The 17104-nt window shown below is 37.4% G+C and carries 18 protein-coding genes and 2 pseudogenes; 14 read left to right on the forward strand and 6 right to left on the reverse strand.

Annotated elements, in window-relative coordinates; all coding sequences use genetic code 11:
• A partial coding sequence (locus ABFX33_RS14730) for a hypothetical protein (protein ID WP_346086630.1) occupies positions 1-378 on the reverse strand: 378 nt, incomplete at its 3' end.
• Between the two features lie 188 nt (positions 379-566).
• On the opposite strand from ABFX33_RS14730, the gene ABFX33_RS14735 reads away from it, so the two are divergent.
• The 6 genes and pseudogenes from ABFX33_RS14735 to ABFX33_RS26745 all read left to right on the forward strand — a co-directional run.
• Positions 567-827, forward strand: a complete 261-nt coding sequence (locus tag ABFX33_RS14735) for a hypothetical protein (protein ID WP_257098097.1) — start codon at positions 567-569, stop codon at positions 825-827.
• Positions 743-1024: an FAD-dependent monooxygenase gene (locus tag ABFX33_RS26740; protein ID WP_428835656.1), complete on the forward strand. Its 282-nt coding sequence runs from the start codon at positions 743-745 to the stop codon at positions 1022-1024. The genes ABFX33_RS14735 and ABFX33_RS26740 overlap by 85 nt, the downstream gene beginning before the upstream one ends.
• Before the next feature lie 382 nt (positions 1025-1406).
• Entirely contained in the window at positions 1407-1979 is a 573-nt protein-coding gene (locus ABFX33_RS14740) for a Crp/Fnr family transcriptional regulator (RefSeq protein WP_346086631.1), read from the forward strand.
• A gap of 89 nt (positions 1980-2068) precedes the next feature.
• Positions 2069-2590: a YceI family protein gene (locus ABFX33_RS14745; RefSeq protein WP_077433804.1), complete on the forward strand. Its 522-nt coding sequence runs from the start codon at positions 2069-2071 to the stop codon at positions 2588-2590.
• Positions 2591-2600: 10 nt separating this feature from the next.
• A complete protein-coding gene (locus ABFX33_RS14750; RefSeq protein WP_346086632.1) occupies positions 2601-3668 on the forward strand; it encodes an NAD(P)H-dependent flavin oxidoreductase in 1068 nt (355 codons plus the stop codon).
• 181 nt (positions 3669-3849) lie between these two features.
• Positions 3850-3939 (forward strand): annotated as a pseudogene (locus ABFX33_RS26745) (SHOCT domain-containing protein); the annotation flags it as partial.
• Between the two features lie 499 nt (positions 3940-4438).
• Here ABFX33_RS26745 and ABFX33_RS14755 read toward each other — a convergent pair.
• Both ABFX33_RS14755 and ABFX33_RS14760 read right to left on the reverse strand, forming a co-directional pair.
• Positions 4439-4894 carry a GNAT family N-acetyltransferase gene (locus ABFX33_RS14755; RefSeq protein ID WP_346086633.1) on the reverse strand — a complete coding sequence of 152 codons (456 nt, stop codon included), beginning with the start codon at positions 4892-4894 and terminating at the stop codon, positions 4439-4441.
• 17 nt (positions 4895-4911) lie between these two features.
• Complete coding sequence (locus tag ABFX33_RS14760; protein WP_346086634.1) at positions 4912-5490, reverse strand: hypothetical protein; 579 nt, start codon at positions 5488-5490, stop codon at positions 4912-4914.
• Positions 5491-5720: 230 nt separating this feature from the next.
• On the opposite strand from ABFX33_RS14760, the gene ABFX33_RS14765 reads away from it, so the two are divergent.
• Positions 5721-6950 (forward strand): alpha/beta hydrolase-fold protein, encoded by a 1230-nt coding sequence (locus ABFX33_RS14765; protein WP_346087898.1) that lies wholly within the window; start codon positions 5721-5723, stop codon positions 6948-6950.
• A 134-nt stretch (positions 6951-7084) separates the two neighbouring features.
• Here ABFX33_RS14765 and ABFX33_RS14770 read toward each other — a convergent pair whose 3' ends face one another.
• Positions 7085-7864, reverse strand: coding sequence for a helix-turn-helix domain-containing protein (locus ABFX33_RS14770; protein WP_346086635.1), 780 nt, complete (start codon positions 7862-7864; stop codon positions 7085-7087).
• Between the two features lie 30 nt (positions 7865-7894).
• On the reverse strand, positions 7895-8866 hold the full coding sequence (locus ABFX33_RS14775; RefSeq protein WP_075993033.1) for an aldo/keto reductase: 972 nt from the start codon (positions 8864-8866) through the stop codon (positions 7895-7897).
• A gap of 641 nt (positions 8867-9507) precedes the next feature.
• Here ABFX33_RS14775 and ABFX33_RS14780 point away from each other — a divergent pair.
• The 5 genes and pseudogenes from ABFX33_RS14780 (at position 9508) to ABFX33_RS14800 (ending at position 13952) form a co-directional block, all read left to right on the forward strand.
• A pseudogene (locus ABFX33_RS14780) lies at positions 9508-9915 on the forward strand (serine hydrolase).
• On the forward strand, positions 9888-10268 hold the full coding sequence (locus tag ABFX33_RS14785) for a serine hydrolase (RefSeq protein ID WP_346086636.1): 381 nt from the start codon (positions 9888-9890) through the stop codon (positions 10266-10268). Before ABFX33_RS14780 ends, ABFX33_RS14785 begins: the two are co-directional and overlap by 28 nt.
• Positions 10269-10376: 108 nt before the next feature.
• Positions 10377-10844: a hypothetical protein gene (locus ABFX33_RS14790; RefSeq protein WP_346086637.1), complete on the forward strand. Its 468-nt coding sequence runs from the start codon at positions 10377-10379 to the stop codon at positions 10842-10844.
• 485 nt (positions 10845-11329) lie between these two features.
• Positions 11330-13552: a glycosyltransferase gene (locus ABFX33_RS14795; RefSeq protein ID WP_346086638.1), complete on the forward strand. Its 2223-nt coding sequence runs from the start codon at positions 11330-11332 to the stop codon at positions 13550-13552.
• A gap of 277 nt (positions 13553-13829) precedes the next feature.
• Positions 13830-13952, forward strand: coding sequence for a hypothetical protein (locus ABFX33_RS14800; RefSeq protein ID WP_257090543.1), 123 nt, complete (start codon positions 13830-13832; stop codon positions 13950-13952).
• A gap of 322 nt (positions 13953-14274) precedes the next feature.
• On the opposite strand, the gene ABFX33_RS14805 is transcribed toward ABFX33_RS14800, so the two are convergent.
• Positions 14275-15453 carry a GAF domain-containing sensor histidine kinase gene (locus tag ABFX33_RS14805; RefSeq protein ID WP_346086639.1) on the reverse strand — a complete coding sequence of 393 codons (1179 nt, stop codon included), beginning with the start codon at positions 15451-15453 and terminating at the stop codon, positions 14275-14277.
• Positions 15454-15836: 383 nt separating this feature from the next.
• On the opposite strand from ABFX33_RS14805, the gene ABFX33_RS14810 reads away from it, so the two are divergent.
• The gene (locus ABFX33_RS14810) at positions 15837-16421 is read left to right on the forward strand and encodes a YciE/YciF ferroxidase family protein (protein WP_346086640.1); all 585 of its coding nucleotides are present in this window, start codon (positions 15837-15839) and stop codon (positions 16419-16421) included.
• A gap of 154 nt (positions 16422-16575) precedes the next feature.
• Positions 16576-16947, forward strand: a complete 372-nt coding sequence (locus ABFX33_RS14815; RefSeq protein WP_121124830.1) for a response regulator — start codon at positions 16576-16578, stop codon at positions 16945-16947.
• Positions 16948-17104 lie beyond the last annotated feature (157 nt).

Below are 17104 nucleotides of genomic sequence, written 5' to 3' on the forward strand. Positions count from 1 at the left end.
TACCATAAATGATTTCATCTCCAAACCATCGAATTTCATTGTACCTTTAGCCTTGGTTCCATAGAATAAATTGTGCTGATTACCATTTAATTCAAAGCAATTGCTCATTCCGTTCTGTACTATTGAAGTTCTTCCTTGCAAATTAAAGTGCATGGTTACCAGTTCTGAATCTCCTTTCCAATCCAATTCTGTCGGTTTATCAAGATCAGTTTCGGAATATAAGATCTTAATACCATCGAAAAGCCATTGTTTAGCAGTTAATTGTCCAAAGGGAATATTCGTTTTAAAGATATTTTCTTTAAAACCATGACTACCAAAATCATTCTCATCAAAGGCTATTTTAAAAGCCTTTTTATCATTTTTCAGTTCAAATCCCATTGCGCCCTAATTTACCAGTTTAACTCCATTTTTTGCAAGCGCATTTTTTGATCGCGCGCTACTTTTGTCAAGTGAGATAATGTAAGAAATAAATTTAAAAAGTATAGAGAAATGAGAACATTAAAAGTAAGCACACTACGCAGGATTAATATAACAGAAGGCTCAAGGAAGATTATACTCACGGTTCAATGAAGTTTTTCAATTCTAAAGGAAAGCAAATAGCAAAACACGATACGGCCTATCAGAAACAACAATATGGTGTGGAAACAATTCAGATCAAAAGAGCAAACCTCAAAGTCGTCATCAAATTATTGCATATCCTATTTATGATGTGCCTAAGCTTTTGCAATGGTATAAAGGCAGGGTGTGTCTTATTGGAGATGCGGCACACGGTATCTCTCCACATATTGGGCAGGGAGCCTCATTGGCATTGGAAGATACGATTGTAATTGCTGAATTGTTAAAATTAAACATAGGCTATACACAAGCCTTTCAGCTTTTTCAGACCGACCGCCAGCCTAGAGTAGAGCGAGTAATAAGAAGTGCAATGAAAGTAGGGAGTACGAAAACAAAAACCAATCCAATAACAGTTTGGTTTCGTGATCGTTTAATCGTTTTTTTTATTAAAAAATTATGGGTTAGATGATTTGGGAGCTTGTGGTGCAGAATTATCATCATTTATTGAAAATATTAAAGTTGACAATTTAGTTTTATATCAAGAAGAGGATGGAAAATATAATTGGATAGAATCATTTGAATTTGAAAACCTCGATAATTGTAAAATGTTTTCATGGAAGATTAATCGCGACGTCACATCATAGCAGTTTTTTCCCTTCCACCCGAATACATACATTTGAAAAAATAATACGGTTGTCATTATCGAAGAGTGGGTTGATCTGGAGTATTCGTGAGGCTGATAACAATATCTGATGAGCTAACGCATCATCATCATCCTGATTCTTTTTTTCAATAATGGAATATTTCATCATCTTGACAAGACGATGAAAGATATAAATGTAAATTTGGACATGAGTAAAATTTTGCGAGAACAGTTCCGAAAATATATCGATATAACAGATGTCGAGTTTGATTATATCTTGAGCCATTTCAGCTTTAAGAAATTCAAAAAGCATCAATTCCTCATACAGGAAGGTCAGTTCGTATTAAATGATTATTTTTTGCTCTCTGGCTGTGTGAAATCGTATTATACTGACGAGATCGGGAAAATACATATTCTTCTTTTCGCTATTCAGGATTGGTGGATCACAGATTACGAAGCCTATTATTATCAAAAGAACGCAAAAGTAAATATTGATTGTCTGGAAGATACCGAAGTGCTATGCCTTAGCAATGAAAACAGAGAAAAGCTCTGTCGCGAATTCCATCAAGTCGAACATTTTTTCAGAAAGAAAACAAACCGCAGGAATGTGGCGTTGCAAAACAGAATCCTATCGTTATTGAGCAGCTCTGCAAAGCAACGTTATGAAAAGTTTGTACAGGAGTATCCATCGTTGGTGCAAAAGTTGCCAAAGCACATTTTAGCTGCTTATCTTGGTGTAACAAGAGAAACACTGAGTCGCTTAAACTCGCCAAACAATTGATCTACCTCACATTTTTTTTGTGAGGTACGTCCTTTCTATCTTTAAAGAATACCCTGAATTTTGTCTTGTCAAACTAAAAATCAAGCACAATGACAACATTTAACATTCAAACAGAAAGCAGCACTGTCAACTGGACAGGGAAGAAAGTTCTAGGCTTACACACGGGAACTATTCAAATCAAAAATGGTTTTTTGAGTTTTGAAAACGATGAGATCATCGATGGAGAAATACATATTGACATGACTTCAATTGTAATCACCGATATTTCTGACAAATCTATTTACAAGGAGTTTTTTGATCATTTAAACCACGATGATTTTTTCTCGGTCGATCAATTTAAGACAGCATCTTTGAAAATCAACAATGGAAGAAAGGAAAATATGCATTACATCATTAGTGGCGATCTGACCATTAAGAATATTACACAGCCCATTCATTTTACGGCAACTGTAGAAATATTCAGCGATTTCTTGCATGCATTGGGCGAAATCAAAATTGACCGTACGTTGTACAATATTCGGTATGGTTCCGGAAAGTTTATTCCGAATCTAGGTGACAAGTTGATTTACGATGAGTTTGTACTACAGTTCAAATTAGTTGGGCAACGCTAAATTTATTCATATGTGGACAAAAACAAAATTCACCAAACTTCTTGAGATAGATTTACCCATCGTTCAAGGTCCCTTTGGTGGAAAATTATCCTCGGAGGACCTTACAGCACTAGTTTCAAATAAGGGAGGATTAGGGTCTTACGGTGGGCAGCCTTATGGTGCTGCCGAACTTATTTCTATTTCTAGAGGCATCAGAAAATTGACCTCAAAACCATTTAACATTAATCTATGGGTTAATGATCAAGATGCTACGGCAGGAGATTTTGATGAAAGGGATTTTCAGCAAGTTATCAAACTTTTGGAGCCATACTTTGAAGAGGTCGGTGCAGAACCACCCACATTTCCTTTGCCAGGCAGTCCTAAGTTTGCGGAGCAGATTGAAGCTATTTTTGAGATAAAGCCAGCGGTTTTTAGTTTTGTTTATGGCATACCCTCTGAAACAATTTTGGAGAAATGTAGGCGCTTAGGAATCATAACGATAGGAACTGCTACTACGTTAGATGAAGCTATCGCTATAGAACATGCAGGAGTAGATGCCGTGGTAGCCACAGGATTTGATGCAGGTGGGCATCGGGTTTCATTTCTGGATAAACCTGAGGAAAGTTTAATAGGAACGTTTTCATTGATTCCGCAAGTCGCGGATACCGTAAGAATCCCTGTCATAGGCGCTGGCGGTATTGCTGATGCCCGTGGAGTAAAAGCGGCAATGGCATTAGGTGCCGATGCGGTACAAATAGGAACTGCTTTTCTCGCTACACGGCAATCTGGTGCAAGTAAAATACATCGTGAAAAATTATTCTCAAAAGAAGCCCGTTATACAACATTGACCAAAGTTTTTACTGGAAGGTTGTCACGAGGAGTGAAAAATCGCTTGACAGAGGAGTTGAAAGAATTTCAAAATAGTTTTGCCCCTTATCCATTACAAGGAAAAATTGTTGGTAAACTGGGAGCTTATCCTGCAAATTCCGAATCGAATCCTGAATTGAAATCGTTTTGGGCAGGTCAGGCAGCCTCTATTCTCCAATATCATGATGCAGAAAAACTGATTGCAGCTATTATTGCTGAAATGGAAAGATAGTATGCCAACTACGGTCGGGATTTACGTATTCCTATCGCCGTTTATTGGACTCATATTCAAACTGGTGTCTAAATCAGACGATCAGGTTAAATTTGAAACAGAATTGCTATCCAATGCGAAAAAACAAACGCAAGGGTTTTTAAAAGCAAGTGATTAGTCTTTTACAGATGAATTATATAAACTTAAGAGTTTGCTCGATTCAGGTTTGATTACCAGGGAGGAATTTGAAATTGAGAAGGAAAACTTAAAAAGATGTATATATGCCCGTTGATATGAGCCTCGCCCATTAGTTTTGATTTATTATTCTGGTGTTAGATCCAAGCAGTAAATAGAATTTGCCTTGCAAATACATTCGATAAGATCAAAAGAAACAATTTGATTTTGAAACTCATCTATTCTAGGATAGGTGAGTTTATTTTTAAAAAGCTCCAATTGTCAGATCAAGTAGTGGCTATTATATTTATATCCCAATTAGACTGGTTTGGCTTCTTTTCCATTCCTTTGCCTTTTCAGTTAATTTCAATAGAAGACGATATTTTTGGATTAAAAAAAATCCTATTGATTAATTATAGTGTATATGAGCACAACAGTGCATATTTGAATTTTTCTAAAAAGACTTAACTATTTAAATGATTTGCCACAAGAGCTAAAGTCAAGAACCTTCTTATATCGTATTGACGGCAATGGACTTGCCCAATTTGAAAAATATGCTCAACAGGTAAAAACTAATGACGCAAATAATTATCGATACTTTATACATTTTACAATATCTACTGTTTAGACACTCTTTTTTCAAACAACATCAGGTAGGAGTCATCAGTCTCGGCAACAATCTTGAAACCCACGCTTAAATATAGACCCTTAGCTGGATTGGTTTTTAAGACACTTAATGTGATCGTTTTCTCTGATTCAGTAGCTTCCTTTATCAAATCATTCAAGATTCTCGTACCGATTCCTTTGCCTTGATAGGAGGGAGCCACCTGAATTTGTATCAGTTCTATGTTATTTGCTTGTCTGTGAACCTTTAATAGACCTATGGTACATTTACTTATTTCAATTATTGTGGCGTGTACAAATTGATATTCAATCCTTTGTAAATGTGCCTCATCAGAGACCGGTAAGGAGCTTGCAATTAAATGCTGATTCATCGTCTGTATCCTGAGATCAAGCAGAAACTTCAGATCACTTTTTAATGCAGGTCTGTATTTTATTTCCCATACGTCCATAGCTATATAAAATTTAATCAAAAATTAGTAGCGGTCAGATAGCCCGATGATCTTAATCTTTCCAGGATGTGATTTGCCTCAGCTTGATCCATATCATTTGCAAATTTTATGGTTTTAAAACCATATTCAAATCGAATAGTACCTCTATTTCTAAAAATACCTAAACTATTCCCTTGGTTCCAAAAAACAAATTCAAAATGTTCTTCCTCAACATGAAATCTCTTCGCTTCTTGTAGATCATAAATCTTATGCCTGAATAGCATATCGTTTTTTCTGGAAATACTTATTTGATCGCGATCTATTGTAATGATTTCTTTTCCAATAAGGTACCACATTAACGTTTTCATTACGAATAAGCCAGCTGCCGTCGAGAGGATCCACCAAACTATAAAAAATATAACCTCAAAGCTTAAACCTCCGTTTGTATCGTAAAAGTTTTCGAGTGTCGGGGCAAAAAAAATAATTGATTGTATCCAACCAAACAGCCATAAACTAAAAATAATGATAATAGGTAAATGCTTCTTTGCCGGGACGATAATGGAATATCCCGTTGGAGTTTCGTAATGGGTTGCAATACCGCTATATGGCCTTTCCATAGTCAATTTGTTTTATAGGTTGTACCAATTCAAATGGTCTAATTTTCCGCTGGCTAATATGCAATTAAAAAAACGAATTTCAATATGATAAGGTTTAGAACAAACAGAATGCTGCGTTCTTTCCCCAAAATCATGCATGGAGATATTATAAATCTAAAACTTTTCCATAAATTTAAAGCTTACTTGTAATGATAAGATCTATTTAATCCTTTTTAATGGCAACAATACGGATGATTTCCAGCATTAGACTGACGAGCCGAACTATAACCACAATAATCTGTTTCTTTATTTTTAGCCTTAGCAATTCTTTTGCGCAATCACTTGACAATTTTTTAGTGGTTGGACAGCGCTATACGATAAACTCTAAAATACTTAATGAAAGCAGAAATTATTCTGTTTATTTACCGGCTTCCTATAAAAACAATGTCGACAAAAAATACATCGTTGCCTATGTTTTAGATGGGGATAGGAGTAAGTTTTTGGAAGTGTCGGGGATTGCACAATCGATGCATTCAGATGCAAATCTTAAGTTGCAAATCCCTGAACTCATTATTGTTTCAATAGAAAACACCGATAGAACAAAGAATTTTACTCCTACAAATTCATTGAATTATTTGGATAGAGAGGATATTTCTGCATTTAAAAGTAGCGGAAAAGCGGATGATTTCATGCGTTTTATGGAGGATGAATTAATGGTGGAAATAAATAAATCTTTCAGAACCGTCCCACAAAGCATGATTATCGGCCACTCATTGGGTGGACTATTTGCCTTACATTGCCTATTAGAAAAACCGCAGCTGTTTAGTTATTACTTACTCATCGACCCCTCTTGGTTTTGGGATCATAATTATATTGGGAAAAGAAGTAAAGAAGTATTGGCGAATCGAGTCGACCTAAAAGCTAGGATATACATTGCATTAGCCAATAATATGCAGGAGGATAAGAGGCATTATCAATGGGGAAATCAATTTTATAAATTACTGAAAGAGAATAAATCTCCAGATCTGAAGGTAGACTTTAGATATTTTGAAGACGAAAAGCACTTAACAGTAACAATTCCTGCCACATATTATGGCCTTCGATATCTCTTCGAGCCATATACTATTGATATAAATGAAGTAACAAAGGACCCCAGTGTATTGGTAAATTACAGTGCAAAAATAAAAAAGGAACTTTTCTTTGATACTAAACCGGACCAAAGTTTTGTAAATACAATTGGATATGTAGCCCTTTATGATAGGCAACTACCTGATATAGCAATTTCTATTTTTGAGCTGAATACGAAAAATTATCCGCAATCAATCAATGTATGGGATAGCTTAGCCGAGGCCTACACAGTCAGGGGATATATGGATAAAGCAAAAAAGTGTTATGAAAAAATCTTGACACTTTCTCCAGCTAATAATATCGCAAAAACTAAACTTGAAGAATTAAATAACAAAATAAAACAGAGAAACTAAATGCTGGACATCGGGAAGCTAAACCAGCATTTTGTACCACTTCGCCCGCAATATATAGTGTATATTGGGCTTAAGTATCAACATTTCCCGATTGAAAAGTAGCAGTTAATAATTCAATTAAAAGATTGGGAATACTATCCACCTACAGTCGGCGCTTTGCCAAATTTCTTCTTAAAGGCGGAAGAAAAATGGGACAGGGTCTCGAAACCAAGATCGAGATAGATAGCTGATGGTTTTTTGTTTTTTCTTTCAATTAAATGCCGTGCTTCATTCAGCCTTTTATCCTGTAACCACTTACGTGGCGGCATCCCGAAGGTTTTCTGAAAATCTCTTTTATATCCTGAAAGGCTTCTTCCGGTGAGTTGTGCAAACTTTTCAATAGGGACATTGAAATGAAAATTGCTCAGCATAAATTTTTCTAGATCCATCTTATAAGGCGCTGCGAAATCAAACAAAAAGTTACGCAGTGCCGGAACAGCTATCAGTATCAACTTGATTCCCTCTTTCACCTTTAAAAGTCCCATCTCGTCAGTCATTTCATGACCAGCGCTTCGCGCATAGGGAATGACCGACTGGAAATAACCTTTGATAAACGCATTATTGGGGAGGCATATGTTCGGAAGGCCAGTGTATTTACCCTGAGCTTCCATTTTTTCCTCTAGTGCTATCTGACGCATCAGATCTTCTTGCAGTGATATGACGATAGTTTCATAGTGACCACTTGGCCCGGGGGTTTTAGTCAAGGTTCCCAGCTGATTTTTGTGAATGAGCAATACTTCCCCGGCAGATATGTTTACATGCTGCTCAGCTGTTTCCAGAACCATCTGGCCCGAGACCTGTAATACTAGGGTATGGTGGTTCCAGACGCATGCTTTCTCTTTCTTCAGAGAAGAAAGGTAAGAATAGAATATCACGCCGGGAAGTATTTCTGCTGGACTTTCCATTTATCTTTGTAAATAAGTGCCACCTTTGATAGTACCTATTGCAAATGTAGTGTTTAAAATATTCATCTCCTCTGGGGTAAATACAATTTCCATCGCAGCAATATTTTCGGGTAGTCTTGATCTGCGGCTCATACTCACCAATGGCATGATATTGTCGCCCTGTTCTTTTACCCATGCAATCGCAAGTTGTGTAGGGGTGACATTTTTACGTTGAGCAATTTCTTTTAATACTTCCACTTTCTCAAGATTATGGATCAGGTTATTGCCCTGAAAACGGGAAAAGTGATTTCGATGGTCATCCGCAGGAATTGGCGCTTGTAGGTTACCGGTTAACAGTCCTTCTGCCGTATTGGCAAATGCCACGACACCGATCCCTAATTCTTTAGCCGCAGGCAACAGCTCATTTTCGATCTGACGGTCAGCCAAAGAATAACCGATTTCCAGTGCACTGATGGGATAAATGCTGTTGGCTTTACGGAGCTGATCGGCGGTTATTTCCGATACGCCGATATGACGTACTTTTCCTTGATCTATCAGGTCGGCAATCGTTCCGATGATGTCTTCTATTGGCACACTGCCATCCATTCTACAGGGTTGATATAAGTCGATAGTTTCAATGCCCAGACGGGTCAATGAATAGTTGACAAAATTCTTGATCGCTACAGGACGGAGATCCAAACCGATCCATTGGCCGTTGTGGAAGATAGCACCAAATTTTACACTGATGAAAGCATCATCCCGTCTTCCCTTAATGGCTTTGCCAATAAGCATTTCGTTGTGGCCTGCACCATAAAAATCTCCCGTATTCAGGAAGTTGATCCCGCTGTCCAAAGCTTGATGGATGGTTGCAATACCTTCAGTTTCATCGGGAGTTGGGCCACCCCATATTGATGACATCCGCATACATCCCAGACCAAGCTTTGAAACGGTGGGGCCGTTTTGACCCAATTGAATTTTAGTGATTTTTGACATTTGATTGATTTAATTTTATTATCCAAAGGTCTTGATTTAATAACCATATTGCTTTCTTCTACGGCTCAATTTACTTGTCTGTATGGTTCATCTGTTCCTGAATTGAATGGTCATTGGTTTTCGAATCCGGACAGCCCATGTTAATCAAGATCACTGGTCAACAAATTGATCGTGTCAAAATTCCATTTAAAACCCTTCGTTTTTTGGCATATTTTCCCATCTCTGATTAACACCTTCAAAGTTTTCGGCGCTCGGCGCCATAATATAAAAATTAACTGAACTGTTTGCGAATTTGTAATGGTATGTGTACATGAGCAAATCACATAGACCTCTTAGTGGAGGTAAATTAGTTTGGCGAACTATTAGGAATGCTGGAATTATTTACACGGCGACTATCGCACACGGACCAATTTTTTGCCTGCAATTAATGAAAACTTCGAAATTGCTTACTATTTTGTACAGGAAGTGAGAAAAATTGTGAAAGATAGTAATCTTTTAAAATAGATTTATTGATGAACAAACTTTTATTATTTTTCTGCATTTTTTTGTTTTCAGTTCACTCTTTTGCACAACAAAGTAATAGCCTCCGTAAAGAACTTCATCAAATCATTGCAACAAAGAATGCAACAGTCGGTATTTCAATGAAGGGAATTGAAATCAAAGACACATTAAGTATTAATGGACATTTAAATGCACCATTAATGAGTGTGTTTAAATTTCATACCGCCTTGGCGACCTTGAACTTGGTTGATCAGGGTAAACTTTCTTTATCACAGAAATTTTTTATTAAAAAAGAAGATCTGCACGCAAATACCTGGAGCCCAATTCGGGACTAATTTCCGAACGGAAATATGGATTTAACTTTGGACCAACTATTGCGATATACCGTTTCGCACAGCGACAACAATGGTTGTGATATTCTTTTAGACTTGGGGGGAGGTCCGGAACCCGTCCAAAAGTTTATCCATAAACAAGGAATAAAGGATTTTACCATTAAAGTCAATGAACAAGAAATGCGAATTTGGGAGAATCTATATATCACAATATAACAACGCCATTAGCGTCCACCGAATTATTGGAAAAGTTTTATGCAGGACAGGTTCTTGAAAAGAACACTACAAATTACCTCTATCAACTCATGGTAGAATGCTCGAGAGGCCTTACTTGGATGAAAGCAGGGCTTCCCGAAGGAACAGAATTAGTGCACAGAACTGGAATTTCAGATAGAAATGAGAATGATTTAAGAGCAGCGATGAACGATGTAGGTATTTTTAAACTTCCCAATGGAAATCACATCGTTCTTTCTGTTTACTTAAAAGATATCACCGAAGAACGAGAGGTCACTGAAAAAATTATTGCCGACATAACCAAATCTATCTGGAATTACTATACGAAAAAATAAATATTTATCCAATGAGGAAATAAGCGTAAACAGTGAATGGTTGAAAAAAGAAACCCTATAAATCTATATCGCATACAGCATTACTAATATTATTAGTAATGCTGTAAAATGAAACCGCTAGAAATCTTTTGCCGAAATCGGGTAATGTACGCTCAAATTACCGTGCATGATAAAAGCATGGGCATGAAAGATTATCATCTTTACAACAAAAATGGTCTTGCTTTTTATGTTTTCAGGAAATCTCAGGGAGAGTGGCAATTGGCATTCGGTGTACTCGCCGATGACATCAAGGAAGCGTGCATTGACGCTCTTATACTTCGCTTTGATACGGATGTGCCTGCGTTGTTTTATCATCATGGAAAACGCCAGGTAGTGGAAGTTCGGGCCAAGAAATACAGCCTTTGGCATATTTATCTCAATAATGCTTATGTTGGAAGTATGCAATATTACACCTTCACTAAGCAGTTCAATTACCACCTTGAAGATAATGGCTTATTAACCGATGATCACGTGCAAAAGTATATAGCCCTAATACAACGTGGGGAATTAAAGTGGATAAAGGACGATATGCGATGAAAAACAATATAAAAAGAATAAAAAAACCTTGAGTCTGGGAGGATCTCAAGGTTCCTAATTACAACCTATTTTGAAAAGTACTATTAATACAATATTGAATCCTGTTTGGTTTTTAAAAAAAGTTTTCTGTTGGAGGCCTTTTTGTTTACTTTATTGGCTTATTAAAGCGGTTAAGTAAATCGACTACGGTTTCCTGTACCCAATCTCGCTTCCAAACCAATACCTTAGCCTTACAGTTTTTACTTAAGAGATGAGCAAGCCGTTGCTATTTTTTATAACGCTTCGTTAGAAGGCAATTTGACAAATACGGATAAAAAAGTGTTGATATTCAAAGTTTAACATATCATTAATAGTTTTTCAGATATAACATTCCAGTTAGCATTTCTCTCATTTTATTTTTGTAGATTTATAAACCTCCCTACGTGTAGCACCTTGTCAAAGATACAAGAAGATCGTATGCAAGGACTTCACTTAAAAAATCCAACATGATTTCAAAAACAAAAAAAGGAGTTGCGTTCCTTTCCACTTTTCCTCCACGCGTCTGCGGTATTGCAACCTATACAACAGATCTGATAAATGCTATCGCGAGTAAATTTGAAGAGTCGTACCGGCTAATTCCCATACCGATTGTAGATAATAATACATCGCAAGATGATGGCCCATTGGGGAAGCTAGATATTTTAAATCCGCTTTCATTCGATAATATCCTTCAAAATATCCTGTGTGATCTGGATATTAAATTAATTTGTGTCGAACATGAGTTTGGTCTCTTCCTTGGTCAGGAGGCTAAATTCATATCTTTTCTTTCGGATCTCAATGCAGCACAACTTGCTACTGTAGTCACTTTCCATACAGTGTTGCCAGCACCTGATCGCACTATGCTCGAACATGTATCTGCCATTGCTTATCATTGCTCGCAAATCATTGTGATGACCCAGGGATCTGCCGATATCCTTATTCATAATTACAAAATTCCTACCAGTAAAATAACTGTAATTGCGCACGGCACCCATTTAGCCCCAGCTAAGGATAAACATGCCATTCTTGAGTATTTTAACCTAGTGGGCAAGAAAGTCCTCAGTACATTTGGTTTGCTGGGGCCCAGCAAGAGTATAGAAACCACACTTTATGCACTTCCATCTATTATCGAACAAAACCCAAATGTGATATTCCTTGTTTTAGGAATGACACACCCCAACCTGCTGCGAAGTGAAGGAGAGTCGTATAGAAACGAGCTTGAGGCAATAGTTGATGAATTCGGTATTTCAGCTCATGTGCGTTTTATTAACGAATTTCTTTCCACTGAAGACTTATTAGCCTATCTATCTATAACCGACGTGTACCTTTTTACGTCAAAAGATCCGCTACAGGCCGTTAGCGGTACGTTTTCTTATGCGCTGAGCTCCGGATGCCCCATCATCTCTACGCCAATCCCTCATGTGAAGGAGGTTTTAAAGGAAGATATGGGCACCATAATAGATTTTCAAGCTTCTGATCAGCTCGCAGCTGCTGTCAATCATATTTTGGATGATGAACTTCAATTAAGCAAGATTCATCATGTTAACCTTGAGAAGATGGTCAAGACTTCCTGGCAAAACGTTGCTATAGCTCATGTATATCTTTTTGAGCTTCTTATAGATAAGAAAGGGAAAATGATCTACTCCATTCCACCGATCAATCTGGACCATATCTTTCGGATGTCAGAGGAGCGCGGCTTTGTTCAATTTGCTGATATTTCCACGCCGGACCTTTCAAGCGGTTATGCTTTGGATGACAATGCAAGAGCGCTTGTAGCTATGTTACATCACTATAAATTGTATGGATCCTATGAAGACCTTAGTCTGATCCAGAAATATTTAGATTTTATAGCTTATTGTATGCAAGAAGATGACACTTTTCTAAATTATATAGACAGATACGGAAATTTTACAACACAAAACCAAGTAGAGAATCTTGAGGATGCCAACGGTCGAGCAGTCTGGGCCCTGGGCGAAGTGGTGGGCATGGCCAATCTTTTGCCGGAAAGAATAGTTAAGCTTGCAATAGAACTTATGGAGCGAGCCTCCAAACATGCTTTAGTGTATTTTTCGACAAGATCGATGGCCTTCACGATTAAAGGTCTGAGTTTTATGACGGGCAAAAATTATAAAGCTATAATCCAAGTACTTGCAGATCGGTTGGCAGCCATGTTTGAACATGAGAGCACCGCAGATTGGCAATGGTATGAATCATATATGACCTATGGCAATAGTGTAATTCCCGAAGCCATATTGATCGCTTATGAGGCTACTGGAGATAGCAGATATAGCGACATCGCTTATCAATCCTTTGATTTCTTATTGAGCAAGATTATTGTTGACGATGAGATTCACGTGATTTCCAACAAAGGGTGGGCACACCGTGGCCAACCGACAACCAAGGCTAAAGGTGGGGAGCAGCCCATTGATGTTGCCTATACTATTATTGCGCTAGATAGGTTTTATAAGTTCACAAGAGATGAGCAGTATAAGAGAAATATACGAATCGTATTTGAATGGTTTCTGGGACGGAATCATATTCGGCAGATTGTTTATAATCCTGTTACCGGTGGATGTTTTGACGGTCTGGAAGAGCACACGATCAACATCAATCAAGGCGCAGAATCCACTATAAGTTATTTAATGGCCCGGCTTAAGATGGAGGATTACATGAATGAACCTGTGCGTTAGTTTATTTTAAAAACTTGATGCCTGATTGTCAATTATTATGCGTACATTTATTACTGCGATCTGCTATTCATCTTAACCCATTCAGTAGATCCAATATGATAAATACACTTGTTTTATCTTTAAATTCTCCACGATATACCTTTCGGAAATTTTCAGTTCAACAACTAGCAGCTTGCGTACTTCAAAGAGTAAATACGATTCAGCTTAATATTATTCCTTCCGATCAATCATAGCTATTGAAAGTAAAAAGACCATCACTTTATAAAATCCATACATCATGAGTAAAGACATTAAAAAGGAAAAAAGCACCAAAGAGAAAGCACAATCTTCTTATCAAAAGGAAAAAGATGTTGTCTCTAAAGACGTAACGGATAATGTCTTCCGTAAAAAAAAGAAATAGGCGATTGAAACGGTAGCTTATTTTTTGCACTTGCACAAAGGTAGATTAATTTGAAGCGGGTACAAAGTCTGGATTATTAGACCAGGCTTTTGCTCGCTTTTTTAATTTGCAAAGCTGAATTTGATTAACGTCCCTATATACTAAACAATTGTAGAGAATGTATTCCACAAAAAAGCATAACAGTTTCCTGTTATGCTCTTGGAAGACAGCGTAGCCATCTTCCAAAATTGACTATTCTACTTAATTATGCCTTACGTACATTAGTTGCGTTAACGCCTTTTTTAATATCCCCGAAATAATAGATTAATCATGATCAGAGCATTTATTCTATTGGGATCCAAAGGCTAAATACCACTTTTTCATCAAAGCATTTGACATGGATATCACCTTTATGTGCTGTGATTATCTGTTTGGAGATGTAAAGGCCCAACCCCAATCCACCTTCATTCTGATTTTTTCTTCCAACAAAAGGTTTAAATAGATTATTTAATATAGAATCTGCTATCTTATTTCCATCATTTTCTATCTGGAAGATAAATTTCCCACTTTCAATGGAAGAGTTTATAACGATTGTATTTTCTGCAGATCCATGGCGAAATGAATTTCCTATAAGATTTGAAAACACCTGTGCCATACGTTCATGATCACATTTGACCGTAAGTTTTGCACCAAGATGTGTAAATACCTTTCTTTCGAGCGAACTTGTTTGGATCTCACGCAGAGCCTGTAGGATCACCTGATCTAATTGGACCACATTTTTGTTCAGATGAATACCCGTACCTAGCTTACTGCGTGCAAAGTCTAGGATGTTATCGATTAAACCTTTCATTCTGTACGAAGAATCGTATATAAGCTTGGCCGTCTGTTTATGTTTCGCATTTTCGAGTTTGTCGGCGAGATACTGCGACAAGGTAATGACAGCACTCAATGGATTTTTCAGATCGTGCCCCAAAACTGATAATAGGGTATCCCTGCGTTCAGAGTATTCCAATTCCTCACCCAGCAGTGCTTCTGTATTTTTAATCTTGGCGATTGAACCCAAATGGAAACTTATCAGTTCAGATAGAAGTTCGAATAGTGGTGCTATCCGCTCAGTATCGATAGTTACTGGTTTATAATCTATCGTACAGAGCGTTCCAAAGAACAATCCGTCCTTGTCGACTATAGGGAATGCGATATAACTTTTAAAACCTTTTGCATACAATTTTCGTTTCCAATCTTCATTTTCACAATAGTCGATATCCGGAATAATGATAGGCGCGTGTTTACCATGTGCTTCATCTCCTAACGTATAATGTAATTCCAGCTGCTGGCCAACAGATACCCCGACCCCCAGCGAATCACGTACAGCACAGGCTATCCATTGATGGCCATTGTGAGAGGTCACCAACCCTAGATCCATGCCTGTATACAAACATATTGTGTTCAATATATTCTTTACTGCAGGGATATCTTCGATCCGCATAAGCAGATGGGAGATTGAATCATTATTTTCTTTCATAACTATTGCTATCTGGTAAAACGAAATCACATTTAAGACTAAAAATATATGGCTTTGTACCGGCTAATTAGCTAAATACAAATTGTGTGGATAATAATGCTGGATTTTCTGTCGGAATCTTGTTAGCGAATCTTTTGTATAAATATAAGCAAAATTTTATCAGTTTTTCTAAGCTTTTCGCGGGTGATAGGGAGGTGAATCCTAATTGCAGATGCTTTATACTTCTATTTAAGGAGAATTAGAGTTCAATGCAAAAAAGATGTTTTAATACGCCTTCGTCGGAATATACACGTGAAGTACAAGCAATCTCTCTGTTAGTAGAACCAAAACTGTTCGAAGGATGTTCAATTTCAAAAAGCTTTAGAGCAGTAAACTTACTAAACATGGCAACAACAACTAAAAGTAACACAAGTGAAAAGTCTGAAAATGGAACGATGACCAAGCAATCCACAGACAATACAAAAAAACGCGTAGCATCGGATGCCGCAAAAGATTTGGCCGAGCTTTTTGAAGATGGGCTCAAAGACATTTATTGGGCAGAAAAGGCATTGACAAAAGCATTGCCCAAAATGGAAAAAAATGCTACCGCCAATAAGCTAAAAAAGGCAATTTCCAAACACCTTTCGGAGACTGAAAATCATGTGAAACGCTTAGAACAGTGTTTTGAGAGTTTAGAGTTAAAGCCCAAAGCAGAGCGATGTGCAGCGATGGCCGGACTGATCGAAGAGGGCGAACACATTATCGAGGAAACCGAAGAAGGAACTGTTAGAGATGCAGGTATTATCGCCGCTGCCCAAAAAGTTGAGCACTACGAAATTGCTACTTATGGCACACTCGCAGCATTTGCTAAGGTGTTGAAATACAACGAGGCACTGGACCTGCTGCTTGAAACTCTTGCAGAAGAAAAAAAATGTGATACAGATTTAACTGCTTTGGCGGATACTAACCTCAATACGCAAGCTAAATAAAAGAGATTAAAAGAGCCTGAGAGGAGAGCAAAGTTCTGTGCAGCTCCGACAGAAAGACAAAAAATGGATGGATCTTACGTCTGTAAGATCCATTTTTTATAAATGATGATCTTTGACAAGTTATCTCTGATCTATAATAATAGAAAAAATCAAGATGAAAAAGAAAATTGTGGTGTGTGATGATGATAAAGAAATACTAAATGTATTTTCCTTGGTGTTAGAGAATCAGGACACGATTGTTATAACCGTTGTAAACAGTTTGGTTCTGATGGAAGTGTTGGATAATATACATGCTGATATACTCTTTTTGGACATTCATATGGGTGCACGGAATGGTGACCTTATACTGCGTGATCTCAGGAGTTCATTTAAATATGATAAGCTGCCCGTGATTATGATGTCAGGTCATATCGACGGAAGGAACATTTCAATTGAATGTGGAGCCGACGGCTTTTTACCAAAGCCTTTTGAACTTACTGATCTGGAAAACTATATACGAAGATTTGTTTATGAAAGTGAATCGTAATACCGTGTGTGGTTTTAAGCTATACGAAATTTTGGGACAATTACATATACTGGCGAACTCGTTAATTCTGTGGAGGTAAGACAACTCTATTGCAATGGGAAATCGACAAAGGGAACCATCGATTTAAGCAAGTATCGTAGGTAATGGTCTTCCCATA

The sequence above is a fragment of the Sphingobacterium ginsenosidimutans genome (assembly GCF_039536865.1).
GTDB classification, from domain to species: domain Bacteria; phylum Bacteroidota; class Bacteroidia; order Sphingobacteriales; family Sphingobacteriaceae; genus Sphingobacterium; species Sphingobacterium detergens.

Bases quoted from the DNA above. Each gene is read 5' to 3' on its own strand.
- ABFX33_RS14750 (WP_346086632.1), top strand. From the start codon at position 2,601: ATGTGGACAAAAACAAAATTCACCAAACTTCTTGAGATAGATTTACCC.
- ABFX33_RS14775 (WP_075993033.1), bottom strand. From the start codon at position 8,866: ATGTCAAAAATCACTAAAATTCAATTGGGTCAAAACGGCCCCACCGTT.
- ABFX33_RS14745 (WP_077433804.1), top strand. From the start codon at position 2,069: ATGACAACATTTAACATTCAAACAGAAAGCAGCACTGTCAACTGGACA.
- ABFX33_RS14735 (WP_257098097.1), top strand. From the start codon at position 567: ATGAAGTTTTTCAATTCTAAAGGAAAGCAAATAGCAAAACACGATACG.
- ABFX33_RS14760 (WP_346086634.1), bottom strand. From the start codon at position 5,490: ATGGAAAGGCCATATAGCGGTATTGCAACCCATTACGAAACTCCAACG.
- ABFX33_RS14755 (WP_346086633.1), bottom strand. From the start codon at position 4,894: ATGGACGTATGGGAAATAAAATACAGACCTGCATTAAAAAGTGATCTG.
- ABFX33_RS14800 (WP_257090543.1), top strand. From the start codon at position 13,830: ATGAGTAAAGACATTAAAAAGGAAAAAAGCACCAAAGAGAAAGCACAA.
- ABFX33_RS14795 (WP_346086638.1), top strand. From the start codon at position 11,330: ATGATTTCAAAAACAAAAAAAGGAGTTGCGTTCCTTTCCACTTTTCCT.
- ABFX33_RS14815 (WP_121124830.1), top strand. From the start codon at position 16,576: ATGAAAAAGAAAATTGTGGTGTGTGATGATGATAAAGAAATACTAAAT.
- ABFX33_RS14805 (WP_346086639.1), bottom strand. From the start codon at position 15,453: ATGAAAGAAAATAATGATTCAATCTCCCATCTGCTTATGCGGATCGAA.
- ABFX33_RS14740 (WP_346086631.1), top strand. From the start codon at position 1,407: ATGAGTAAAATTTTGCGAGAACAGTTCCGAAAATATATCGATATAACA.
- ABFX33_RS14790 (WP_346086637.1), top strand. From the start codon at position 10,377: ATGAAACCGCTAGAAATCTTTTGCCGAAATCGGGTAATGTACGCTCAA.
- ABFX33_RS14765 (WP_346087898.1), top strand. From the start codon at position 5,721: ATGATTTCCAGCATTAGACTGACGAGCCGAACTATAACCACAATAATC.
- ABFX33_RS14810 (WP_346086640.1), top strand. From the start codon at position 15,837: ATGGCAACAACAACTAAAAGTAACACAAGTGAAAAGTCTGAAAATGGA.